Below are 24,476 nucleotides of genomic sequence, written 5' to 3'. Positions count from 1 at the left end.
ATTTCTTAGCGAACGCCGAACGAAGCAGCCTATACCTATTATTCACGATTACGGTTCGCGAAACAACTTCCGATAAGGTACACTAGGAGCAAAGCGCCGCACAGGTGCAAAATCTAGTTAACTCTAACAGGAGCGGAAATGAAATGAAACGGATAACGATTCTTATCGCCGATGACGATGCTGAAATTGCCAATCTGGTCGGACTGCATCTGGAAAAAGAGGGCTATCATGCCGTCAAGGTAACCGACGGGAGAGCAGCCGTTCAGGCGGTCCAATCGCAGCATATCGATTTGGCGGTGCTGGATATTATGATGCCCGGGCTGGACGGTCATGAGGTGACCCGGCAGATCCGGGAGCAGCAGAGGCTGCCAATTATCTTTTTGAGCGCCAAAACCTCGGACTTGGATAAAATCACCGGCCTTGTAATCGGAGCTGACGATTATATGACCAAGCCGTTCAATCCCATGGAACTGGTCGCCCGGGTGAACGCGCAGCTGCGCCGTTCGATGCAGCTTAATCAGCCGCAGACCGAACAAAAGGCGGTGCTTGAAGCCGGGGGTCTCATGATTGATCCGGACCGCCGGACCGTTATTGTCTTCGGGAACAATGTGGAGCTGACACCCAAGGAGTTCGATATTCTCTATCTGCTGGCAAGCTACCCCAAGAAAGTATTCAGCGCGGAGCAGTTATTCCAGCAGGTCTGGGGCGAAGCCTACTATGAGAGCGGGAATACCGTTATGGTGCATATCCGTACACTGCGCAAAAAGCTCGGCGAGGAGCAGAACAAAAATAAATGGATTAAAACGATCTGGGGGGTAGGGTATACATTCAATGGCTAAACTGTTCCGCAGCTTCCGCTTCACCATGATCCTGCTGCTTGTCCTGAGCATGCTTCTCTCCGGCACGCTTACTTATGCACTGTATAAGGTTTTGCAAACATATTATGTATCTCAGGTTAAGGCCGAGGACTCTCTGGCCAGATTCCGCTATATCATCGGCAATATCGGCGATCTGAATTTCTTCCTGATTTTTTTCATTCCGCTGGCACTGCTGTTCTTCTTCCTATTCACGAAGCCCTACGCCCATTATTTCCGGGAGATTTCGCAACATATCCGCCAGCTGGCTAACGGAGACTTCAACAGTCGCATTGATATCTCCGCAAGCGACGAGTTCGGCGATATTGCCGCTGATTTGAATCTGGCCAGCGGTAAGCTGCAGCAGGCGGTGGAGCGCGGGGATTTCGCCGAGAACAGCAAGGATCAGCTGGTGCTGAATCTGGCTCATGACCTGCGTACGCCACTGACGTCTGTGCTGGGTTATCTCGACTATGTTCTGAACGACGGAGAGTTATCCGCCGAACAAATCAGGCATTATACCTCGATTGCCTTTACCAAGTCCCAGCGGCTGGAAAGGCTCATTGATGAGCTCTTTGAAATCACCCGGATGAATTACGGCATGCTGACCCTTGATAAGCGTCTGCTTGACCTGAGCGAGCTGCTGGTCCAGTTAAACGAAGAGCTGTATCCGCTCCTGGACAACAACGGGCTCCATGCCCGGTTGGAGATCACGCCGCAGATGGAGATTGAAGGTGACGGCGAGCTGCTTGCACGCGTATTTGAGAACCTGCTCACCAATGCCGTGCGATACGGCAAGGATGGCCAATATGTCGACATCCGCAGTTACCCCGAGGGGAAGCAGGCGGTCGTTCAAGTGATCAATTACGGCGGCAGCATTGCGAAGCCGGATCTGCCTTATCTGTTCGATATGTTCTATACCGGCGACCGGGCGCGGCAGCATCCCGAAGGCGGCACCGGACTCGGATTATTCATTGCCAAAAATATCGTAGAACAGCATAACGGTACAATCTCAGTGGAAAGTGACCCTATCCGTACGCTCTTTGAAGTCCGCCTGCCGCGGCCACAATAACTCTGCTTAGCGAATTTAAGAAAAACTTTAACTTTACCCCACTTTCTTTTTAAACGGTTGCCTCTATTCTTTAGACATGAAGATAAGGAGGAAACCGAAATGAAGAAGTGGGTTTTTTGGGCTGTCATCCTTTTGCTGGTGGGCTATGAGGCGCTGCATCAGAATAAGGAGGTTAACTATAATACGCATGGGGCAGAAACTGTCCGCGCTATGACTGGAGAATCCGGAGGCTTTGATATAACGGTCCTTTCGAAGAATCAGATTTATCAGGGAAATCTGCTGCTGGTCAACAAGGATTATCCTGTACATAAGACGGGGGTTACTCCCGATATCGTTAACCTGTTTCAACATCAAGAGCTGACGGAAGGATACGGGCTGCTTAACAACAAGATCATGCTGTCGCAGAAGGTAGCGGAAAAGTTCTCAACGATGATAGAAGCTGCCGGACGCCAAGGCGTTAAGCATTTTTTGATCAGCAGCGGTTACCGCAGCAAAGAGGAGCAGGAGCGGCTCTATGAGGAGAAAGGCGCTGAGGTTGCTCTGCCCCCCGGCCACAGTGAACATAACCTTGGATTATCGCTCGATATCGGATCTACCCAGATGGAAATGAACAATGCACCTGAAGGGCAATGGCTTGAGCAGAATGCCTGGGACTACGGATTTATTTTACGCTATCCGCAGGATAAGACGGACATCACCGGCATTCAATATGAGCCCTGGCATTTCCGCTATGTCGGATTGCCGCACAGCATCATTATGCGTGACAAAAACTTAACCCTTGAGGAATATCTCGTATTCCTTAAGGAGCAGAAGACCATTACAGCCACGGTGAATGGGGTAAGCTACCAAATTTCATACGTTCCTGTTACCGGCAACACCCCGTTCACCATTCCCGCAGGCCGGCACTATGAGATCTCGGGGAACAATATGGATGGAGTCATTGTAACGGTATATCATGACAGCAATTGATAATATATTTGAAGGGGGGAACTCTGATGAAACTGCTTAAATTTCGTCATTACGGATTACAGGCTTTGTATGCAGGTTATATCTATATTTTGTTCAAAATCATTCTGTTCAAGTTCAGCCCGATTGATTTCACTTTCCTCTGGCATCAGCTTCAGCGGAGTCCTGACACCATAGAGCGTCAGCTGCGGATGGGAAATTTAATCCCGCTGGCTACCATATCGAATACCTTTCATCATCTTACAGCTACTACGCTGTTGAATTTTATCGGCAATATAGTGCTGTTCCTGCCGTTCGGCTTATTTACAGCGTTACTGTCTCCTAACCGGAGCCTTTCCTTGCGTGGGCTGGTCCTGCGGGCTTTTGGATTAAGTGCCTTACTGGAATGTGCTCAAGGCCTATTCTCGATTGGAACCTTTGATGTGGATGATCTTATTCTGAATACCTTCGGGGGCATGCTGGGTTATGGCCTGTTCAGGTTGTGGAAGGGCATACGAAAAAGCCCTCCGGTCACGGAAAAGTGACGAAGGGCAGGTCAGTCTTACGCTAATGAGGCTACCATTAGAGAATTAGAATATTCCCATACTAAGATACCTTTCTCCTGTATCTGGAGCAATACACAGCACCCGTTTGCCAGGGCCCAGCCGCCGTGCTTCCTGCAGCGCCGTCCACACCGCCGCACCGCCGGAAGGACCGATTAATATCCCCTCTTGGCTCGCCAGCGCCCGGACTGTCTCCAGGGCATCTTCATCGGCAACCTGGACAATTTCATCATACACCTCAGTATTGAGGATGGCCGGGATGAAGCCTGGACTCGTGCCAACCAGCTTATGCGGTCCGGGCTGTCCGCCGGAGAGCACGGGCGATCCTTGCGGCTCCACAACTACGACCCGCAGATCCGGCAGCTGCCCGCGCAGCACTTCTCCCGTACCTGTAATCGTGCCGCCTGTTCCTGAAGTGGCGACGAATACATCGAGCCGTCCCTCCATCTGCTCCAGGATTTCCGGTGCTGTCGTCGTGCGGTGGATGTCGGGATTGGCTTTGTTCTCAAACTGCTGCGGAATAAAGCTGTCCGGTATGCCCGCGCCCAGCTCCAGTGCCTTAGCAATCGCTCCCGGCATCCGCTCTGCCGCAGGAGTCAGCACCACTTCTGCGCCGTAGGCTTTCAGGATATTGATCCGTTCCTTCGTCATATTATCCGGCATCACGAGAATGGCCTTGTAGCCTTTCGCCGCAGCATTCATGGCCAGACCGATACCCGTATTGCCGCTCGTCGGCTCGATAATCGTTCCGCCGGGCGTAAGTCTTCCGTCCAGCTCCGCCTGGAGGATCAGATTATATGCCGCCCGGTCCTTAACACTGCCGCTGGGATTGAACATTTCCAGCTTCACATACACTTCCGCGTCATCCTGACCCGCCAGCCTGTTCAGCCGGACGGCAGGTGTGTTGCCGATCAGTTCTGTAATATTATTCACTACCAGGGATCTCATATTTTGTCCTCCTTATTCCTTGCCATGCAAACCTTCTGTATCCCCCATTGTAGTCTTTGAGGCTGGTATTTTTCGATTGGCGGGACTGGCGGCGGTTCAGCGTTCAAGGAAAAAACGGCAGCCATGGACAAGAAAGCAAGTCCTGGACTGCCGCAGTTCGATTGATCTTACTCTTCACCAATGACTAATAGTACACCTATAAAAATTAAGATTGTACCTATCCAAAAGGTCAGACCAATCTGCTCACCAAGTAACAGCCACCCTAAAAAAGTCCCGACAACAGGCTGGAAAAAGAAAAATAATCCGCCGCTTGAAGCTTTGAGCATTTGCAGTCCGCGGTTCCACAATAAAAAGCCGCAGGCTGTCGAAATCACGCCTAAGTACAATAATCCGCCCCAAATCGAGGGATGCATCATAGCCCCGGCATCAAGTTCGGGTAATCTTCTGATGGTGACAGGTGTAAGTAACACAATGGCCACAAGGATCGTATAAAACGTTACAACAATTTGAGAATAGTGCCCAGGTACTTTTTTAATAAGAACAGACATAAGTGCCCAAGTAAGTGCTGCGATAAGTAGAGATACGCCCCCAAGCTGAAGCGACGGATCAAAACTGCCCGCTCCGACAATAATGCCGACTCCAACCGTTGCAAACAAGAGAGAAACTGCTTTTTTTAGCGTTAGCTTTTCCTTAAGCAGAATTCGGGCAAACAGCACCATAAACGCAGGTGTCGTTGAAGTGATAATGGCACCCATTTGTGCTGTTGACAGCATAGTATCCGCTTCCTGGGTTAGGATGGAAAGGGTGTTTCCAATCAGTCCGAGCATGAAAATCAGGAGTATATCCCGTTTATCTATACGCCATGACTGTTTAGTAACTAAACCGATGATCAGCAGCGCAGTAATAGCAATGACATAACGAATCCATACCAGTTCAAGGGGTGGCACAACGCCGACCACATGCTTCACAACAACATACATCCCGCCCCAAATACTGGCCGCAAGCGATAAATACAATGATCCGATTAAAGTGTTCTTCATTTTGCACCCTCCGTGTATTAGACAGTCCCTGTCCTTAACGGAGTTGTAGTTTTCCGCCGTTAAGGAAGAAGAACTACTGGTACATCATTTTCAAATAATGGTGACTTCATCATCTGTTTCAGCTCACTTTCCATTACATTAATTCCTTATATTCTAAACGTAAATGATAGATTAGGGTAGGGTACGCTTTATCGGGATGTAAAGATCAACCTTCGCCTTGCCCTCAGGATCAGCATATGGATCATTCATACAAAACTCCAGCGCATGTCGGTCATCCGGTTCAAAATCACTGTTAGGCAGCCATCCGCCGTATATACTCTGGTAAGCAATCGCCAATTTATCGATCGTATCATAGAACTTGTACAGGGCATATTGCCCGCCGGATAAAGTTTTAAACTCAATGCCCGAACCGCTCTCAGCTGAGAATCCTTCCGGAAGTGTGATGCAAGCATCGTACCTGCAGAATTGTTCGTCGGTTACACTTGGATCATCCAAAGAGATTCCGATAAAATATTGCTCCCGCGGTATAACGTTCTCCTGCGCCCACTTTCCGATTGCTTCCCAAGCCTTATACGTTTCAAGATAGCTGCCAATGTGCCTTGCAAAGGCTACCTGATAGCCTGGAAGCTCTTTTACCTCAATGTTCATCTCCCACACTCTCCTCAGAAAATTATTATTGTTCTTGCTATTCAAATCATAATTTTTTGAGAGGGACAATTCTTCCTGATTATTGCCGGAGATAAACGGGATGTTGCTATGTTCCTGCATGGACCTTCTCATTGCGCTTGGTGTAGTCTTATATCGTTTTTTGAATGATGAATTGAAGCTGGAGACGGAAGTAAAGCCGCATAGTGATGAAATATCCAGCATAGTTTTATTCGTTGCAGCCAGATAGGTAACCGCGTGCTCCAAACGTCTCTCCGTAACATAGGTCATGGGCGTTTTATGTATGATTGCCGAAAAGATTCTGGAAAAATGAAACTTTGAAAAATTCGATACCTCAGCGAGCATTTCCAGAGTCAGATCCTGTTCTACATTCTCCTCGATAAACTGAAGAACAGCCTGAATACGTGCCATGTAATCATTGTTCACCTGTTTTCCCTCAATCCCGAAAATAAGATGGATACACAATAAAAAGATTCTTGTCCATACTGTTACTATTTCTCAGAATAGCAAGAAGTTACTGGTTTATGCAACGAGTAATCCCATCTTTGGCAATCACTTAGCTGGAAGCTTTGTCTGACAGGAAATTATGGCCGTACATCGAATATGTTAAAGTATTGGAGGCTGATTTATGACGGTTAAGCGAAAAAATATGGATATTTACGTATTGATGGCATCTGTTGCGATTATTGTTTATTTTTTCTTCGTAGCTACGCCATATGGAAACAGGCATGGTTTTTTTAGTGAAGCTAGCATGCCCGAAGACGGTCAAATCCTGCCCTATTTCCTAATGACAACGCCTCCCTTGGCCGTTTATATTCTCTTTTGTATCCTGAGCGTGAAACGGATAGCGTATTTACGTTGGCTGAATTATCCGCTGATCCTCTTTAATATTCATCTTTTCACTTTATTTTGCCTCTCGGCCTTTAACGGCGGGGCCATCTTCTGGTTAGTCTTTATCACAGGGCCAATAACTCTGATCCTGATGCTTGCTTTTCTCATTTTAGGTTTAATTAAAGACCTGAAATATCTGCGGGGAAAAAGAAGCCAATAGAAAGACCCTGCCGTCATCCGGCAGGGTCTTCATATCCTGTATTCTCTGGGAGCGAAGAGGCTGCTGAAGCTTCTAAGCTACGTTAAATCTTGCTACCAGACTCTGCAGCCCTTGAGCCATTGAGCTAAGGTTGCTTGCAGAGGAGGCGATTTGTTCGACCGAAGCCATCTGCTCCTGTGAAGCAGCGGAGACATGCTGTGTATTGGAGGCGGTTGTTTCTGATATCTCCGTTACGTTGCGGATAGAGACAACAATCTCATCCGTAGCCGCCGTCATTTCTTCCACCGCTCCCGATACCTCTTGGACTTGCCCGGCCAGCGTGTCAATCGAAATCCGGATTTCACCGAAAGAACGGCTGGCATGCTCAATAATTCCGGTTCCTTCCTCTACCTCGTTCATGCTGCTCTTCATCATTTTCACTGCACCCGCAGCTTCGGTCTGAATGCTTGCCGCCATCCCGGCAATGAGGCTGGCCGATTCGCCCGATTGTTCTGCCAGCTTGCGTACCTGATCAGCAACCACAGCGAATCCTCGGCCCTGCTCTCCTGCACGTGCCGCTTCGATGGTTGCGTTCAGTGCCAGCATATTGGTCTGTGAAGCAATCCCTTTTATCACCTCCACAATACTGCCGATTTCCTGTGATCGTTCCACGAAACCTAGCACCTGCTGGGACAATGATTGTATCGAGCGGTTGATCGATGCCATCTGGCGGGATGCCGCCTGCAGCGACTCATCGCCTGAAATGGCGTAATCTGCAGAACGCAGGGAAGCATCGGAGATATCCTGAACACTTGCAGCGATCTGCTGGATCGCGGCGGACATTTCCAGAATGGTCGTCATATTGGTCTGCAGATCATTCATCTGCTTGTCCGTACCGGAAGCAACCGTGCCCATAATATCAGCAATCCGTTCTGTAGTTGCTGCAGTCATCCCGCTGTCCGAGGTAAGCTTGGAGGAAGATACGGCGAGTCTATTCGCGGACTGGCTGACTTGTCCGATGATGCTGCCGAGATTATCAGTCATCCGGTTAAAGTGACGGGCCATTTCACCAATCTCATCCTTGGTACGGACCGTCAATTTGCGGGTCAGATCCGCTTCACCATCCGCAATCTCCATGAGCTGCCCGTTCATATCGCGGATCGGTTTCAGAATCCGCTGCGACAGGAGCAGTGCAATGACCGCGGCCAGCAGTACTGACAAGCCCGTTACCCCTAAACTAATGCCCATAGCCGAGCCACGATGCGCTTCTGCCTGGCTCAGCTCAGCCGCTATCTCTTCATTCAGCATGTTCTCAAATTCCAGCTGGGAGTCTATGATCTTATTCAGTGAGAGATTGGTGAACTCTTTTTGGGCAGCCGGGAAGTTCCCTTCCTTAGCCAGTGCGAATGCACTTTCCAGCGTGGTTAAATAATTGCTCCATCCGGTTTCCAAATCCGTAATCCCTGCCAGCTCTGCTTCATTTAATCCGGCATTGGTGAGCTCCGTAATGGCAGCCGTAATTTCCGGAATCTCCGCCTCATAGGCAGTCAGATTCGTCTGTCTGTCTCCATCCGTATTGCTCATCACATATCTTGCTGCAAGCCCGTCCGCCGTACGGATGCTATCCGTCAGCTCCTGCACCAGCGTCAGCTTGCTGTAGTTGCGGTTGATCTGGTCAGACAGCATCGTTGCTTTGCCCTGAAAAAAAGTATTGCCGGCTATAGCGGATATAAATACGAGAATAACGGCAGCGAAGCCCATTAAAATTCTTGCGCGGATTCCTTTAAACATAAATATTTTCTCCCCATTCTTATGTATCTGTGATGCTAAACATTTCCTATGGTTTTATCCTACGGCCTTAGCCTTAAATGGACCTTAAATAACCTCAAGCCCAAACTGAACATTAGCTGAAAGTATGCTTGGCCCAGAAAACGGCAAAGAAAAAGACCGTCATGAGCGGCTCCAAGCCGCTCGACGGTCATAGTATAATTCATTATCAGCTATTCATATAAATTCCCGTTCGCCAGCTGGGCCAGACGGGCTTTATCCAGCACGCTCAGGCGGCCGCGCTTCCTTTCAATAATCCCTTCCTCAATGAAGCGCCGAACAATCCGGTTCAGATGGCGGTAGCTCGTTCCGAGCAGGTCCGCAGTCTCCGTCAGGCTGGAGGTGCGGATTTCTTCAACCCGCTGGCCTCCGACATTATCTTCGAACAAGGACATCAGATAGCTGGCAAACCGGTTCTCCACCGGATATAACAGATTCAGGGCAGAGGTCTGGCCCAGCGTATACATCTTGTGGCTCAGCTCCCCCATCAGAAAACGCAGCAGCACCGTGTTCTCCTCCAGCTCCTTCAGCAGCATCTTCCGTCCGGCCACCAGTAACAGACTATCGCCTACAGACTCTACTTCATTTTTGACCGGATACTGCCGGAGCAGCTCTACATCCCCGATTACTGACATCGGCCTTGCGAACCGTACCAGCATAGACTTTCCGTTCGGCAGCAGCGTATGAATTTTCAGCTTGCCCTGCACAAGGATGAACATGCTCTCCAGCCGGTCACCGACCGAGCAGACTGCCTCCCCGTCACCATATTTCCGCAGCTCCATGGCCGCAATAACACCGATGCTGAACATCTCCCCAAGACCGTTTTGCTCGGCAAGCCTTTGGATAACATCCGGGTCAATGATCGACTGCATACAACCTTCCTCCTTCTGCACAAGGACCGCTGTCCCCTTGTATTAACTGTAACACAACCCTTGGCCTTCAGGAAGAAAGTGCAATTAAGGTGTCTGCTGCGTTCCGAGATACCGCTTAAGCGCCTGCTGCCCCCGGTATGTAGAGATATTGAAGGAAGGCCATTCCTGTGCGTCTAGCGATGGTTCAGACCTTTTCTCACGGAGGTTCTGATCGAGCAAGCCGTTTTCCTGTTTACTGAACGCAATCAGCTTCGGAACAGCTTCCCACGACAACTCCATCAGATAATGCGTATCCAGCTTCCCGCTGGACTCATAACGGGCTATATTCTGGCCGGCGATGATCCGGTCCATTCCGATATAATTCATAATCACGTAGGCGAGCAGACCAAGCACAATGTAACATTTCATCAGCGGAAACTGCGCCCGGCTTATCCGAACTGAGGCCAGAACCAGCAGAAGCCCCAGGAAAATCATAAAGGCATGGACCAGAAAGCGGATCTGCGTATAGCCGTAGGCTTCTTCATATAGTGCCAGCCGGGAATAAGCTGAATATAGCATTACTATCGAGCACAGCACCATAATATAGAGCAGCATGCGGATGAAGGTTTGCAGCCTGGCTTTAGCCCTTCCGAGAGCAAGCAGTGACAGCAGCAGGATAGCAAAATTGATCGCCGTCACCAGTATCAGCTCAAAAAAACCGCTACGGGCATAGTCGGCATATGTACTGTCCTGCGGAAGAATACCATCCCAGGCACCGAACAGATAAGAGAACTGAACAATAACAAACAGAACATAAACAATATTAATCATGGTCAGAACCGTCGTGATGATGACCGGATCAAGGGTAAAGCTTACAGGTTCAACATTCCCTTCACCCACTGCCTTCCCGTCCTTCTGCTCTAGACCCGCCTTATTCAGCCTGGGAGCAACGAAGCCCCACAGATAACCGAACAACCCCATCCCTAAGAGGGCACTCCACAGCGTACGGGCAAAGCCTTCATCGAACGATATCCGCTCCAGCAGATCAGGAAATTGATTAAGCACCTGATGGAAAACACCATCTGCCGAAGAGAGCAGGGAAACCACTACCAGCAGAAGCGGAAACGAAAAAGCTAGTCCGATCAATACCTTGATGATCACCTGCTTGCGTTCCCCCTGGATACTGCGGCCGCTTGATTGTTTGATAACGGCAAATACCGTAGGCCAATGCCTCAGGCTCTGGGCAAAAAAATGCTCCAGCGCTGCACCGATCAAGCTGAATCGGCTCCAGGAAGGCTTGCGGTAGCTGAGCATATAAGTCATATGTAACAGAATCAGCGCCGGAAGCACCAGCAGGTTCAGTGCAATGAAAAACCAGTTTGAGAACAGCACAAACGTCATAGACAGCAGGAAAATTGCACCTAGCCAGACATAGCTGAACCACGTAGGCGGACGCAGGCGATCTTTGGCATAGTAGAGCATAAAGCCATAGAACAGGGCCACGAAGATGGGATATGAAACACCGGGCTTATGGCCAAAAAACAAATATTGATGCACAATCGCCAGTATAAAGGCTGCAGCCAGTGCCTGAAGCGCAGTCTTCGGGTTAGCAGGGCCTTTCTCTTTCATGGGAATCCCTCCAGTTTATCACTTTCTTAACCTGATTCTAGCTGATAAAATAAGAAGAAAAAGAGAAAAAAAAGCAAGTTCATTTCCTATTTTATAAAAGGAGGCTACCCGCCTTGAAACTGCACAGCCAATTTCTGAAGCTGCATTCGCAGCATGGAGGAACGGAGGAAGCCTCGGTTACATTGGACGAGCTGGCTCATACCCTGAGCTGTACCCACCGTAATGCTCTTCATGTCATTAACAAGCTGGCAGAACAGGGCTGGATCCGCTGGACGCCTAGCCGGGGACGCGGCCGGCGTTCATCGCTAAAGTTCCTGGCGGGCGCTGAAGAAATTGCGCTGGAGTCGATGATGCAGGCAATCAGCGGCAGCGATATACGCAGCGCTATAGAAGGTATACGCGGGCATGCCCGCTCCTCCTCGCTGCAGGATACACTGCAAGGCTGGCTGATGGCCTATTTCGGGCATCATTCAGAGGTCCGCAGCGATAGACGGATTGATACCTTGCGGCTTCCGGTAACGCAGCACCTGCACAACCTGGATCCGCTGTATATGAACCTGCTGGCTGAATCCTTTGTCTCCAGCCACATATTTGACGGTCTGGTCGCACGCAGCGGCGGACAGGGCAAGATCACCCCCGGACTCGCCCATGCCTGGGATGCGGATGAGAAGCGGACGGTCTGGACTTTTCACTTACGCAAGGATGTACTGTTCCATCACGGAAAGGTACTAGCCGCTGAGGATGTCGTATACTCTTTCGAGCGGATGATGAACACATCACAGCGGATGCTTTACAGCAATATCTTCAAGGAGATCCGGGAAGTTAAGGCGCTTAGCCCGACTACAGTCCGCTTTCTGCTGAAGAAACCAAATGAGCTGTTCCTCCCTTTCCTATGCACCAGCCGCGCTGCCATCGTTCCGCGTGATCTGGAGACAACACCTGCCGGCAGCTTCGGGCGCAGACCGGCGGGAACCGGGCCTTTTAAGCTGGTGGACATGAATGAGGATATGTGCACGTTAGAAGTATTCCCCTATTATTTTCAGGGCCGGGCTCACCTTGACCGGGTGGAGATTCTTTATGTCCCGTGGGACATCGCTTCGGCTTCGGCTGAGACAAGCACTCCGTTCCATATCATCCCTAACGCTACAGCCGCAGGCTCTGCTGTCTGGAGCAGGATACACTCGGAATCCTCTGTGCGGAAATTCATCACCTGCAATACCAAAAAAAAGGGACCGCTCAGCGATCCCCTGCTTCGTGCAGACGTATTATCCTGTTTACATGAAGCAGGCGCAGCGCAAGGGCCGAAACAGCCGGAGGCTGATACGCCGGCACTGCAAATCGCAACCATCCCGCAGTATGCCGGTGATGCCGGGGCCGTTGCAATGAAGCTAACGCACCGCGGATATACGTGCAATGTATTATCCGTCTCTCCTGAGGAATTCAAAGGTCCCGTCCGCCTGCAGGCCGACCTGATCGTCTTCTCCCTGCTTCGCGATCAGGATGAGCAGCTCAGACTGTTCGACCTCTATTCTACGATGGTGCAGCATATTGAACCGCGCACGCGGGCCGACATTGAAGGACGGCTGCAGATCATTGCGCGCGAACGTGATCCCGAAGCCCGGACCGCAGGCTTCCAGGCGATTGAAGATAGCCTGAAGTATGGACATCAGCTGCATATCCTATATGAGAAACCGGCGGAAACAGCCTATCTGCCCTCTGTCCGCGGGGTTACCTTTAACAGCCAGGGCTGGGTAGACCTGCGCCATCTGTGGTTTCCACCGGAGTTGTAACTCCTGTTCCGCTCAAGCTTATTTCTTACCCGGCAAGGTTTCCAGCAGTCCGCGGCCAATCAGATTGGCGGAAACCGGCGCTTTGCCAAGCTCCCTGGCCCAGAGTGACAGCTGGCCAATATGATGGATCTCATGGGCGATGACATGGCGCATAATCTCCCCCCAGCCATCGGTCACTTCGGAGCCGTCCTGGCGTACGTCTTTATAGATATTCCGTTCCAGCCCCTCATTCCACGCCAGGACAAACGCCTCCACCTCCGGCCGGAAACGCGCATCAAGCGCTCTAACCTTCTCCAGCGTATGATAATGGGCAAAATCCTCCTGAAAATCCGGTTTGCCCTGCATCACCATGATCCAGCTCCACTCCACATCGGCGATATGAAACAGCGTCTTCAGAATCCCGCCAACCCCGCCGACCCGCGGCTGCAACAGCTCCTCTTCACTCAGCTCCTCACACCATTTATACCATTCTTCCCTGACCATCCAGTTATAGCGAAAAAACGTCTGCATGAAATTCCTCCAATGTTTAAAATTTAATAGAATAGTTGTTTTCAGTTTATCACAGCCGTCTGCGGCACCGAAGGTAAAAATTGATTATACATTACAGCTCAACACATCTTTCAGACAACGCAAAAATACCGGTGATTTCATCACCGGTACGTTAAAGGTTAGGTTTGGGATACATATGTAAAAAAACATCAGTTTTCCTTGCGTTAACTATAAAATTAATATAGCACGGAAATGTCAACATAGCAAGCATTTTTATGGAAAACTAAGAAAATAAATGGTTTACCCCCTGAGACTGTCAGCCAGGGATCAAGAGAATCCTTAGTGCCGCTGTATTCCCGTCTCCCTATGATGATATGATCTTCTGCACGAAGGAGGAGATTAAGATGCAAATTAGACTCAGAGATATCCGCAAAAGCTTTAAAGTGTACAAACGGCCCGAAGGAAAATGGGGGCTGCTGAAGGGAGCCTATATGCGGAATATAACAACTGTGGAGGCGCTCGGCGGCATCGGGTTTGATATCGCAGAAGGCGAGCTGGTGGGTTACATTGGCCCGAATGGTGCCGGCAAATCCACCTCCGTGAAAGTTATGAGCGGCATCCTGACACCGGACAGCGGTGAATGCACCATCCTGGGCAAAGTTCCCTGGAAGCACCGCGTTGAGCACGTATCCCGAATCGGTGTCGTCTTCGGCCAGCGGTCACAGCTGTGGTGGGATGTGCCGGTGGCTGATTCTTTTGACGTGCTGAAGGATATTTATGCGATTCCTCCCGGAGATTATAGGCTAAGACTATCGGAGTTAACAGCAACACTTGGTGTGGAAGCGCTCTTAAGTACGCCGGTGAGACAGCTGTCGCTGGGACAGCGGATGCGTTGTGAGCTTGTGGCAGCACTGCTGCACCGGCCGAAAATTCTGTTTCTCGATGAGCCGACCATCGGACTCGATGCGGTATCCAAGCTGGCGCTGCGCAATTTTTTGAAGGAAGAGAACCGCAAGAATGGGGTCACGATGCTGCTGACGACGCACGATATGGATGATATTGAGGCACTATGTGAGCGGGTTATGGTTATCGGGCACGGTCAGCTGCTCTATGACGGAAGGCTCTCGGGCCTGCAGGAGAAATACGCGCCTGAAGTGGTCATGAAGGTCAACACCGACGCGATGATTGCCGCCATGTACAATGATTTGGCCCTGACTTAAGCCGATTTTGGCGGAATAACTATGTCTCTATATGCTCATCAACCATGAGGTGTAACAATGAATTTTAGAAATACATGCCGGGCCTGCAGCTCCCTCTTCCGGATCCGGATGGCCGAAGGGCTGCAGTACCGTGTATCCGCAATCTCCGGCACAGTGGTCGGGGTATTCTGGGCGCTTCTGGAATGTGTGCTGTTCACTGTGTTCTATACATACAGCGAGAACGGCTCGTGGAACAATAACGGGCTGAGTCTTCCGCAGACAATATCCTATGTGTGGCTGGCCCAAGGGCTGTTTGTGCTGCAGAGCATGAGTATCGACAGCGAGATCATGGGCAAAATCAACAACGGCGATGTCGGGATCGAGCTGTGCCGGCCCATGAACCTATATACACACTGGTTCGTCAAAAGCTCGGCCGGCAAGCTCGGCACCTCGTGGATCCGCAGTCTGGCCACCGTGATTACCGGTTTGCTGATGCCTGCAGGATATGCACTAGGCAAGCCGCCCTCACTCACCGCGCTGTTCTGTTTTCTACTGTCTGTGGTCATGGCGTTTCTGTTATGCTCGGCATTTGCCATGCTCGTGACCGCAATCCGGTTGAACATTTCCTGGGGTGACGGGCCGACCTATATGCTTTTACTTGTGAGCGGCATTTTGTCCGGTACCTATCTTCCGCTGCGGCTCTGGCCTGATTTCATGCAAACCTTCCTTTACCTTCAGCCCTTTGGAGGGTTCGCGGATATTCCGGTACAGCTGTATATAGGAAGTATGGCTCCCGCCGCCGCACTGCCCGGCATCGGCCTGCAGCTTATCTGGAGCCTGCTCTTCATTGCGGCTGGCCGGCTCATCATGAAACGTAAACTGAACAGTATTATCGTCCAGGGAGGTTGAGACTAATATATGATCGCTGAAGGTAAAATCTATTTCAAATATTTACGGATGCATCTGCTGTCCGGCATGGAGTATAAGGGCTGGTGGCTGATGCTGATTCAGGTGCTTATCGTTGTGGTCTCCGACCCCATTGCCACCATTCTGCTGTTCTCCCGCTTTGGCAATATCGGCGAATGGACCGTTGCCCATATCATTCTGGTCTACTCGCTGGCAGTGGCTTCCTTCGGACTCGCAGAGAGCCTCTGCCGCGGCTTTGATTATTTCCCGTGGCATCTGCTGCGTTCCGGGGATTTCGACCGGCTGCTGCTCCGTCCGCGTTCCCTGTTCGTCCAGGTTGCCGCCTCCAGATTCCATCTCCACCGCCTGGTCCGGCCTGTCACCGGAATCTGTGCCGCAGGCTGGGCGCTTGGGGAGCTCGGCGTCCCCTTGACGCCCGGCAGGCTCGGAATTCTGGTGATGGCGCTCGCGGGAGGCTGCTTGATGTACTGTGGAGTGTTCGTGCTGACCTCGGGTTTAGCCTTTTTCACGATCAAAGGACTCGACTGGATTTATCTGCTGACCAATGCTAGCTACCAGATTACCCGGTGTCCGGAGCCGTATATGCCGCGAGCGCTGAAATCTGTATTTAGCTTTGTGCTCCCGATGCTGTTCATCAGCTTCTATCCGGCGGCTACAGTATGCGGGTGGGAATATCCACAGTGGCTGGGCTTCCTCTCGCTGCCCGCCGGAGCTGTATTCTTGGGACTCTCACTGCTGGTCTGGCGCATCGGCGTGAGGCATTACAAAAGCACAGGAAGCTGACTCCGGTTAACGGAATCAGCTTCCCTGGCAGAACTTCATGGCTTCAGTATGGGCTCCATTACATACTTCAATGTGAGCTCAGATGCTTACGGTAGCCCTCAACCTTCTCATCCCGGTAGCCCATCCTCTCATAGAAGACATGGGCTTCCTTGCGTTTCTCACCCGAGACAAGGATGATGTAATAACAATCCCGCTCATGGGCAATGCCTTCAATCGCGGTCATAAGCTGTCTGCCCAGACCCTGGCGGCGGGCCCGCGCGGAGACAACAACATTCTCAACGACCATAAATGGCCGGCAATCCCCTACAAGATCCTGGCAAATGATGCCCATTATGGAGCCCAGCAGCTCCCCCTCCACGTAGGCACCTAATAATATGTACCTGCTGTCTGCCTTGATGGCCGCAAAAGCTTTTGTAAGTTTGTCTTGATCCGCCAATGTACCCGTCAATTCTCCATACAACTCATTTAAGGCTGAAAGCGAGTCTGCCTCAATTTCTTTAATAGACACCATCTGTACTCTGTACCTCCTGCTTCCTGTATGTTTTATTATTTCTCATATACATAAAGCTGTCCATTTCGCGGGTGCTTCATCCGTTGTCCCGGTATAAGATCTGTGCTTCCTACTAGACCCATTCTCATTCCGGCTCAGCCCCGTCTGTCCGCAGTTCAAACTGCTCACTCTGTCCGTCCCAATCGACACTCACCTTAATGACTGACTCCTCCCGGCCCACCAATCCGCCGCCAGTCCCCTGCATTCGCAGACTTTCGATCCTTACAGGCCCTTCCATCGTCTGACTGGACCCGTGCCCAACCGCATCAAAGCCGAAGGTGAATTTCTTAATCTCTTTCAGATCCCCAGATTTCCCTTTGTAGGCAAGCTGGAAGGCATACTCACTGGAAGGCTGGTAATACGTTGCTTTTCCTTCTGAATGGACCGGTTTCTCTGTAAGCGTCTCACTGTAGATTGCTGACCAGTGCTTGCCCTCTCCGGAAAAAGTATAGGTATGATAAAGGGTTCCGCTGCTGCAGGCGGAATTCAGTATAAACATAAGTCCGCACAGCAGCAATGTACGCATAAGTACAATCTTCCTCATGTCCTTACTCCTCTCTTCCGCAGGATAAGTAGCTCAGCACAGCCTCCACCCGTTCTTCGACGGACAGATTACCATCCAGCCGCAGAACCGGACACTGGAGCTCCCTCATCCAGGCTTCATGGAGCGTTCGGCTTCTAACCTCCGGCCCTGCCGTGTCATACAAGCTAGCCCATTCCAGGAATGACTGCACATCCTCGTACCTGCTCCCGCCGGGCAGACACTCTGCACCGTAACGTGCGAACTCTCTGGCTCTAAGCCGCTCCAGCCTTAGCTCCGGGGGAATCCACAAGAAGATGACCAGATCAAAATAAGAGCGGAGTCCGTCTCCCCAGCCGCAAACAGCCCCCGATAGAATCCATGGCTCCCGGTGCTCCAGATCATACCTTATTTTGCTAAGCCGCTCACGGATATCACTTTGCTTCGAAAACTTCCGCTCCCAAAAATAGTCATCACTATCCAGATGTTCATGCGGCAGCCGTCCGGCCAGCGCATGCCCCAGCGTGCTCGTACCTGCCCCCGAAGCACCCATAATATGAATCCTGCTCTTCATCTATACCTCCAGATCCCTATCCCGTATCAAGCAGCCGGGTCAGCCCTCTTCCGAGATATCCGGTGGAATGCGGCGGGCCATTCCTGTAGAGACAGCAGCTTTGATTACAGCCAGCCGTACCTGCTCGACTACTTTTTCGTTAAAAATACTCGGAATGATATATTGCTCATTCAACTCGTCGTGGTGAACCACCGAAGCAATAGCCCGGGCTGCCGCGAGCTTCATCTCCAGATTAACTGTCTTGGCCCTGCAATCCAGTGCTCCGCGGAAAATCCCCGGAAAACACAGCACATTATTAATCTGGTTCGGATAATCACTTCTGCCTGTCGCCAGCACACGGACATAAGGCTCTGCCAGCTCAGGCTCTATTTCCGGGGACGGATTGGCCATCGCGAATACAATATTGTCACTGGCCATGCTCCGTAATTGCTCCACGGTCAGCACGCCTGGTCCGGATACCCCAATGAATACATCCGCTCCACGTATGGCCTCCGTTAAGCCGCCCGTAATCCCCTCGGGATTGGTCGCTCCGGCCAGCCATTGCCATTCGGCATTGCTGTAATCCTGCTCCCGGCTAAGAATCCCTTCCCGGTCAACAGCATATATATTCGCGGCGCCTGCCGCGAGCAGCAGGCGGCAGATGGAGACACCAGCTGCACCGATGCCTACAACAACTATACGGCATTCTGCGAGCTCCTTGCCTACTACTTTTAGTGCGTTCAACAAGCCGGCTAATGCGACTACTGCTGTACCATGCTGATCATCATGAAATACAGGAATATCGAGCTCAGCAGCCAGCCGCCGTTCAATCTCAAAGCAGCGCGGAGAACTGATATCCTCCAGATTGATTCCGCCAAAGCCGGAGGAAACCGCTTTCACGATGCTGATGATTTGCTCCGGGTCTTTCGTGTCCAGGCAGAGCGGAAAAGCATCAATGTCTGCCAGCTGCTTGAACAGCATTGCCTTCCCCTCCATAACCGGCATTGCCGCCTCTGGGCCGATATCGCCGAGACCGAGTACTGCTGTACCGTCGGTAACGACAGCTACCGTATTTCTTTTCATAGTCAGAGAATAGGCTTTGCCGGGGTCTTCCGCGATAGCCATACAGACACGGGCGACACCTGGGGTGTAGACCAGCGAGAGATCCTCACGGTTTTTGATCGGCATCTTAGGGGTTATCTCAATTTTACCGCCGATGTGGGCAAGGAATGTCCGGTCCGATACATTGATGACTTTGATCCCCGGCAAGGTTGAAAGCACGGTAAGGATCTCTTCGTTAGCCGCATCCTGGACATTTACGGTAATGTCGCGAATGGTCAACTCTTTCCCGGCGCGGATAACGTCGATAGCTACTATATCCCCGCCCGCTGCTGCGAGCGCTGAAGCTACATCACCGAATGAAGCAACCGATTTGCGGATTTCCAGGCGAATAATCATTGTAGTAGCGATTGACATAGAACAGGCCTCCCAGACCAAAATTTTCTATATCTACTATACTACAGTTCACACAATGTACATAATAGAAGAGATTTCATAAAGAGAATTACCACCACATCAACCCATAATTTAACATAATCACGAAGATAACGGTCTGCAAAATTGTAACTATTTCCGCAGGAATGTATATCCTCCTTCTTGTTATTCACAAGCTTTCACACGCTGAGCACCTTCATAATAGCACCATAACAGGAGTCCTTATACAACCCGTGCAGCTCGTCCTTATCCGACATCAGCCACTGGATCAGGCAGCCGTCGATGATCGCACGGATTACGGGGGCTGTTGTATCCGGAAACAGGCCCTTGGCGAAAATCCCCTCCTGCTGTCCGAGCCTAATTATCTCCGTACTGATACTTGCGCAACTGTCATAGAACCTTTTGTTAATCTCCCGGTAGGCCGGAATGCGGCTGGCTCTCGCCAGGAAATCCAAATAGACGCGGTAAAAGGAACGGTTCTGGTCCGGGCCTGGGAAGGCGGAGCTGATATAGGCTGTCAGCTTGCCGGTGGCTGTATGCTGCTCAGCAACCGCTGCTCGCTCCTTTGCAGAGATTTTGGCGGTCAGCCACTCGAGTAGCTCAACCAGAACCGCTTCCTTATTCTCGAAATAATAATGGACAACCCCCTTGCTGACCTCCGCATGATCGGCAATGGTCTGCAGGGTTACTGCATCGTATCCGCGTTCGGAGAGCGAATGAAAAGCGGCATACAAAATCTGTTTGCGTTTCTCTTCCGACTTCTTGTAACGTACCATAGGACCTCCATAATATTAGGTATGTAAAGCAATCATTGATTAAGTTCAATATATATGTGTGTATTATATCATGGTAATAAAAAAGTTGACCGGTCAGAATAATTAATATATAACAGGCTTATAAATACAGTCCGGATGAGGAGCGGAACATCAAATGTCAAATACTTTTCAGGCTTTGGTTGTAGACAAGTCAGATACTTTCTCAGTGGAGGTCAAGCCAGTGGCAATGGAAGAATTGCCTGCAGGTGAGGTGCTGATCAAGGTATCCTATTCTAGCGTAAACTATAAGGACGGATTAGCCAGCATTCCAAATGGAAATATTGTGCGGAATTATCCCTTTATCCCCGGGATAGATTTGTCAGGGGTAGTAATCTCATCGGCCGACAGCCGGTTTGAGGCAGGCCAGTCTGTCATCGCCACCAGTTATGGCATTGGCGTCTCCCATTTTGGCGGTTTCAGTGAATATGCCAGAATTCCTGCCGACTGGGTTCTTCCGCTCCCGGATGGTCTTAGCCTGCGGGAAGCAATGATTTACGGAACGGCCGGTTTTACCTCCGCGCTGTCCATTCAGGCGCTGGAAGATCACGGGGCTGCGCCGGATAAAGGCAAGGTACTCGTCACCGGAGCAACAGGCGGAGTTGGCGGTGCGGCAGTAGCGATGCTGGCCAAACTAGGCTACCAGGTAACTGCCAGCACAGGCAGAACAGACGAAGCCGGGTATCTGCAGGTTTTAGGTGCGGAAGAGGTCATTTCCCGTGAGGATGTAGGCAGTGGTGCGCTGAAGCCGCTGGACAAGCAGCTCTGGCAGGCAGCAGTAGATTCAGTAGGCGGCAGTCCGCTGGCAGCCGTGCTGAGCAAGATCACATACGGCGGCGCTGTAGCTGCAAGCGGCCTAACCGCCGGCACGGCAGTTCCGACAACAGTGCTGCCATTTATCCTGCGTGGGGTCAGCCTGCTGGGTATTGATTCCGTGTCCTGTCCTGCCGGGAAACGCAAAAACATCTGGCAGCGGATGGCAACAGATCTGAAGCCGGAGGTGCTTGAAGCACTGGTTGACCGCGAGATCACACTGGACGGTCTGCCTGCCGCACTCGAAGATATTCTACATTCAAATATTAGAGGCCGGGTGCTAGTCCGCCTGTCCTAGAAGCAGAAGCCTCCCGGGGTCGTTCCAGGGAGGCTTTCTTTGGCAGTAGCTGAACCTACTCGTTCTCTGTTCCTGCGTTCGGATAGGCTGGATAGTCTTGAGCATACGGCTGCTGACGGTAGGTCTGCTGAACATAAGGCTGACCATAGTAGCCGTGAACACTCATAGGCTGGTATCCGAAGCTCTGCGGAGCCGGCTGATACATGTATGGCGACAGATTTGCTGTTGCCATAACCGGAGCCATGTTCACTGGAGCCATGTTCACCGGAGCCATGTTCACCGGAGCCATGTTCACCGGAGCCATGTTCACCGGAGCCATGTTCACCGGAGCTAAATTCGCCGGTGCTATCATGGCTTCTTTTACGTTTTCGGCGGCTGTCTTTGACGGTTCACAGCAATCCGCCGGAGGACCAATGAACGTCATTGGCTTCAGCGGAGCCAGCGTCTCCTTCAGCATAGCCTCATTTAGACAGTAAGTATGAGCCAGCACACGGGCCGGTGTTTTGCTTAAAATATCCGATCCAAGAATGACCTGAGGTGTAGGAGCATTAAAAATAGCCAGCAGATGCGTACAATCAACCGTTGCAACTTCGTAATGCCACCAGCCCTGCGGCACGTTAGCTACCTGGCCTGGTGTAATCGGAAAATGCAGCAGCTCACCCGTGAACGGATTAATCAAGGAAACTACTGCCTCACCGGAGATGCAATAGACCAGCTCAGCGGCATTTTGATGATAATGCGGTTCGACCACATTGGATTTGCTGAGAAAAATATCAAGCAGCGACGTATTATCCAGCGTATTCAGCTCTTTAATCCCCATAACGTTGATATAGTTGCAGTCATCCTTCTTAAACAAGGTGCTGCAGTTCAGATCAAAGGTGAATTGAGTATTGGGGGAAGTATAATCCATATTTAAAGTCACGCGAATCCTTCCTTTCTTCGGAGCCCATTTTTTTCGTTCTGAAGTAGGATATGTATTCGCCTATGTCAAGGTGATGATTTTCTTGGTTCAAGGGCCGCATTAAAAAAGCACCCTCCCTGGGGAAGATGCTTCAATTCCTTACTCTCCCGCGATAACTGTACGGTTTCTTCCAGTATGTTTGGCGGAGTATAAAGCTTCATCTGCGTGTCCAAGCAATTCTTCCCGGGTACGCCCGTGTGTGGGATAATGGGCAATTCCCTGCGAGGAAGTCACTTTGATCGGTAAGGGAACTTCACTTTTTTCCAGTGCTTTACGGATTCTTTCGGCCACTGTATAAGCATGATCGGGCTTCGTCCGAGGAAGCAGCAGAACAAATTCTTCACCACCGTAACGGGCGCAGATATCGCCGGGACGGATACTTGCAGTAAGGATTTCCGCAACGCTTTTAAGCACCTCATCACCAGCCAAATGACCGTAAGTGTCATTGACGAATTTGAACTTGTCCACATCCAGAACGATTACGGAAAAAGGTACCCGGGCCGCTATCCACTGATTGATGCTGATATCCAGCGCTCTGCGGTTAGTAAGACCGGTCAGAAGATCGGTCATCGCATCCTGGGTCAGCTGATCGGTCTGCTTCTGGATGTCCGTCCAGGCCATTACCACTGCTTTGGTGAGCAGATCAACTTCCCTGTTCCAATGAGGTTTGAGCTCCGGCAGCTCGACATTTTCTTTGCCGATTCTGTTCACCAGGTCGGCCAGGACAACGAACGGCTTGGCTAAGCGGTGTGCAAGGATAAACACACTGAGCAGCAAAATAACGAATGGAATGATCGTGTAAGCCAGAATTTTGCGTAAGTGAGCCAGCAATTGTTCCTGAATGACATGAACTGGCGATACAACAACGACTCCCCAATTATTAGCGGGAACCGCAGAATAGCCGGCAAGCATGGATACCCCTTTGGTATTCAGTGCTTGCATCTTCCCGCTCTCCCCCCTCTTTAATCTCTGGACGACCTCGTTACTGCTAATATCCTTATTTATTCTTTCTGCGTCCGGATGAAACAGCACGTGCCCTTCAGCGCTGACAATATAGTAATACGAACCGGATTCATCAATATTATTGTTCCCGAATATCATATTCAGAATATTGTAATCCCGGAGATAGACCGTACCTGCCAGTTGTCCAAGATAATGTCTGTCTTTGTTATACAGCGGTTCGCTCATGAACAAGATCATCCTGCCTGTAGTGGACGAAGTATACGGTGAGGACAGATAGGAGTTCTTCAGCCGGAGAGCTTCCAGAACCTGAGGCGATTGAATTCTTTTCCCCATCATCCCGAGCGTTTTCGGTGAATTATTCAGTACCGATCCGTTTTCGTTAAACAGAATAATTGAATTAAAGTAATTGCTGCTGTGGCGCATTAAATCTAGATAAGCATCTATATTTTCAGGCCGCGATGCCTCCATACTGGCGATTTGATCCGCACTGAAAAGCAGGCTGCTGCGCATCGAACGGAACAATGAATCTACCGTTTTACTCATTCTTTCCGCATTGGCATAATTCAAATTAAGCGTTGTCTCTATTAGTGATTTCTTCTTAGATTGGTATGACCCAATGAGCAGAATCGTAGTTGTCAATAGAAACACCATTGTCACCAGCGCCATCAGCAGCAAAGTGAGGCTGAGTTTCATTCTTGATTTGGTTTCTGCTCTATGTGGTGTAGGCATTCCCCGACCTCCTTATGTACCTGTGCCCATTTGGTATAATTATATACGATAAAGAAAGAGAATCTACATACAGATTTCATTTCCATTTTTTGCATGATGGAGCAGATTTGGGCACGATTTATATATCTGCAAAAGAAAAAAAGCAAGCGGCAGGAGTGCCTCCTGCTCCG

Annotated in this window: 23 protein-coding genes and 1 pseudogene; 10 read left to right on the top strand and 14 right to left on the bottom strand. The window is 50.5% G+C overall.

The window, feature by feature from the left end:
* Nucleotides 1-143 precede the first annotated feature (143 nt).
* From JRJ22_RS10420 to JRJ22_RS10405, 4 genes are all read left to right on the top strand, one after another.
* Complete coding sequence (locus tag JRJ22_RS10420) at nt 144-839, top strand: response regulator transcription factor (RefSeq protein WP_206104384.1); 696 nt, start codon at nt 144-146, stop codon at nt 837-839.
* Nucleotides 832-1,926, top strand: coding sequence for a HAMP domain-containing sensor histidine kinase (locus JRJ22_RS10415; protein ID WP_206104383.1), 1,095 nt, complete (start codon nt 832-834; stop codon nt 1,924-1,926). Before JRJ22_RS10420 ends, JRJ22_RS10415 begins: the two co-directional genes overlap by 8 nt.
* A gap of 99 nt (nt 1,927-2,025) precedes the next feature.
* On the top strand, nt 2,026-2,895 hold the full coding sequence (locus JRJ22_RS10410) for a M15 family metallopeptidase (RefSeq protein ID WP_206104382.1): 870 nt from the start codon (nt 2,026-2,028) through the stop codon (nt 2,893-2,895).
* Between the two features lie 26 nt (nt 2,896-2,921).
* A complete protein-coding gene (locus JRJ22_RS10405) occupies nt 2,922-3,416 on the top strand; it encodes a VanZ family protein (protein WP_206104381.1) in 495 nt (164 codons plus the stop codon).
* Nucleotides 3,417-3,461: 45 nt separating this feature from the next.
* Here JRJ22_RS10405 and cysK read toward each other — a convergent pair whose 3' ends face one another.
* The 3 genes from cysK to JRJ22_RS10390 all read right to left on the bottom strand — a co-directional run bounded on the left by cysK (nt 3,462) and on the right by JRJ22_RS10390 (nt 6,499).
* The gene (gene cysK / locus JRJ22_RS10400) at nt 3,462-4,382 is read right to left on the bottom strand and encodes a cysteine synthase A (protein ID WP_206104380.1); all 921 of its coding nucleotides are present in this window, start codon (nt 4,380-4,382) and stop codon (nt 3,462-3,464) included.
* A 167-nt stretch (nt 4,383-4,549) separates the two neighbouring features.
* Entirely contained in the window at nt 4,550-5,422 is an 873-nt protein-coding gene (locus JRJ22_RS10395; RefSeq protein ID WP_206104379.1) for a DMT family transporter, read from the bottom strand.
* Nucleotides 5,423-5,593: 171 nt separating this feature from the next.
* The gene (locus JRJ22_RS10390) at nt 5,594-6,499 is read right to left on the bottom strand and encodes an AraC family transcriptional regulator (protein WP_232381099.1); all 906 of its coding nucleotides are present in this window, start codon (nt 6,497-6,499) and stop codon (nt 5,594-5,596) included.
* Between the two features lie 217 nt (nt 6,500-6,716).
* On the opposite strand from JRJ22_RS10390, the gene JRJ22_RS10385 reads away from it, so the two are divergent.
* Nucleotides 6,717-7,139 (top strand): hypothetical protein, encoded by a 423-nt coding sequence (locus JRJ22_RS10385; RefSeq protein WP_206104378.1) that lies wholly within the window; start codon nt 6,717-6,719, stop codon nt 7,137-7,139.
* Nucleotides 7,140-7,211: 72 nt separating this feature from the next.
* On the opposite strand, the gene JRJ22_RS10380 is transcribed toward JRJ22_RS10385, so the two are convergent.
* From JRJ22_RS10380 to JRJ22_RS10370, 3 genes are all read right to left on the bottom strand, one after another.
* Nucleotides 7,212-8,909 (bottom strand): methyl-accepting chemotaxis protein, encoded by a 1,698-nt coding sequence (locus JRJ22_RS10380; protein ID WP_206104377.1) that lies wholly within the window; start codon nt 8,907-8,909, stop codon nt 7,212-7,214.
* Nucleotides 8,910-9,118: 209 nt separating this feature from the next.
* Nucleotides 9,119-9,817: a Crp/Fnr family transcriptional regulator gene (locus tag JRJ22_RS10375; protein WP_206104376.1), complete on the bottom strand. Its 699-nt coding sequence runs from the start codon at nt 9,815-9,817 to the stop codon at nt 9,119-9,121.
* A gap of 84 nt (nt 9,818-9,901) precedes the next feature.
* Nucleotides 9,902-11,425 (bottom strand): DUF4153 domain-containing protein, encoded by a 1,524-nt coding sequence (locus tag JRJ22_RS10370; protein WP_206104375.1) that lies wholly within the window; start codon nt 11,423-11,425, stop codon nt 9,902-9,904.
* Between the two features lie 113 nt (nt 11,426-11,538).
* Between JRJ22_RS10370 and JRJ22_RS10365 the strand changes: the two genes are divergently transcribed.
* Complete coding sequence (locus JRJ22_RS10365; RefSeq protein ID WP_206104374.1) at nt 11,539-13,215, top strand: ABC transporter substrate-binding protein; 1,677 nt, start codon at nt 11,539-11,541, stop codon at nt 13,213-13,215.
* Between the two features lie 18 nt (nt 13,216-13,233).
* On the opposite strand, the gene JRJ22_RS10360 is transcribed toward JRJ22_RS10365, so the two are convergent.
* A complete protein-coding gene (locus tag JRJ22_RS10360; RefSeq protein ID WP_206104373.1) occupies nt 13,234-13,725 on the bottom strand; it encodes a DinB family protein in 492 nt (163 codons plus the stop codon).
* A gap of 383 nt (nt 13,726-14,108) precedes the next feature.
* Between JRJ22_RS10360 and JRJ22_RS10355 the strand changes: the two genes are divergently transcribed.
* From JRJ22_RS10355 to JRJ22_RS10345, 3 genes are read left to right on the top strand one after another with little or no spacing between them, the layout of a single operon-like run.
* On the top strand, nt 14,109-14,924 hold the full coding sequence (locus tag JRJ22_RS10355) for an ABC transporter ATP-binding protein (protein ID WP_232381098.1): 816 nt from the start codon (nt 14,109-14,111) through the stop codon (nt 14,922-14,924).
* 57 nt (nt 14,925-14,981) lie between these two features.
* Entirely contained in the window at nt 14,982-15,812 is an 831-nt protein-coding gene (locus JRJ22_RS10350) for an ABC transporter permease (protein WP_206104371.1), read from the top strand.
* Between the two features lie 9 nt (nt 15,813-15,821).
* Nucleotides 15,822-16,613 carry an ABC transporter permease gene (locus JRJ22_RS10345; RefSeq protein ID WP_206104370.1) on the top strand — a complete coding sequence of 264 codons (792 nt, stop codon included), beginning with the start codon at nt 15,822-15,824 and terminating at the stop codon, nt 16,611-16,613.
* A gap of 67 nt (nt 16,614-16,680) precedes the next feature.
* Here JRJ22_RS10345 and JRJ22_RS10340 read toward each other — a convergent pair whose 3' ends face one another.
* From JRJ22_RS10340 to JRJ22_RS10320, 5 genes are all read right to left on the bottom strand, one after another.
* Nucleotides 16,681-17,124 carry a GNAT family N-acetyltransferase gene (locus tag JRJ22_RS10340; protein ID WP_206104369.1) on the bottom strand — a complete coding sequence of 148 codons (444 nt, stop codon included), beginning with the start codon at nt 17,122-17,124 and terminating at the stop codon, nt 16,681-16,683.
* Between the two features lie 124 nt (nt 17,125-17,248).
* A complete protein-coding gene (locus JRJ22_RS10335) occupies nt 17,249-17,707 on the bottom strand; it encodes a hypothetical protein (protein ID WP_206104368.1) in 459 nt (152 codons plus the stop codon).
* 4 nt (nt 17,708-17,711) lie between these two features.
* The gene (locus tag JRJ22_RS10330) at nt 17,712-18,257 is read right to left on the bottom strand and encodes an ATP-binding protein (RefSeq protein ID WP_206104367.1); all 546 of its coding nucleotides are present in this window, start codon (nt 18,255-18,257) and stop codon (nt 17,712-17,714) included.
* A 39-nt stretch (nt 18,258-18,296) separates the two neighbouring features.
* Nucleotides 18,297-19,712 carry an NAD-dependent malic enzyme gene (locus JRJ22_RS10325; RefSeq protein WP_206104366.1) on the bottom strand — a complete coding sequence of 472 codons (1,416 nt, stop codon included), beginning with the start codon at nt 19,710-19,712 and terminating at the stop codon, nt 18,297-18,299.
* A gap of 197 nt (nt 19,713-19,909) precedes the next feature.
* On the bottom strand, nt 19,910-20,506 hold the full coding sequence (locus JRJ22_RS10320) for a TetR/AcrR family transcriptional regulator (RefSeq protein ID WP_206104365.1): 597 nt from the start codon (nt 20,504-20,506) through the stop codon (nt 19,910-19,912).
* A gap of 154 nt (nt 20,507-20,660) precedes the next feature.
* Here JRJ22_RS10320 and JRJ22_RS10315 point away from each other — a divergent pair, with 154 nt between their 5' ends.
* On the top strand, nt 20,661-21,653 hold the full coding sequence (locus tag JRJ22_RS10315; protein ID WP_206104364.1) for an acrylyl-CoA reductase family protein: 993 nt from the start codon (nt 20,661-20,663) through the stop codon (nt 21,651-21,653).
* Between the two features lie 394 nt (nt 21,654-22,047).
* Here the strand turns inward: JRJ22_RS10315 and JRJ22_RS10310 are convergent.
* A pseudogene (locus JRJ22_RS10310) lies at nt 22,048-22,563 on the bottom strand (cupin domain-containing protein); the annotation flags it as partial.
* 150 nt (nt 22,564-22,713) lie between these two features.
* Nucleotides 22,714-24,306, bottom strand: a complete 1,593-nt coding sequence (locus JRJ22_RS10305) for a sensor domain-containing diguanylate cyclase (RefSeq protein ID WP_206104363.1) — start codon at nt 24,304-24,306, stop codon at nt 22,714-22,716.
* Nucleotides 24,307-24,476: the final 170 nt, after the last annotated feature.

This window comes from Paenibacillus tianjinensis, assembly GCF_017086365.1.
Classification (GTDB): Bacteria; Bacillota; Bacilli; order Paenibacillales; family Paenibacillaceae; genus Paenibacillus_AQ; species Paenibacillus_AQ tianjinensis.
The sequence above is the reverse complement of the archived record's forward strand: the minus strand, read 5'-3'. Positions and strand labels throughout refer to the sequence as shown.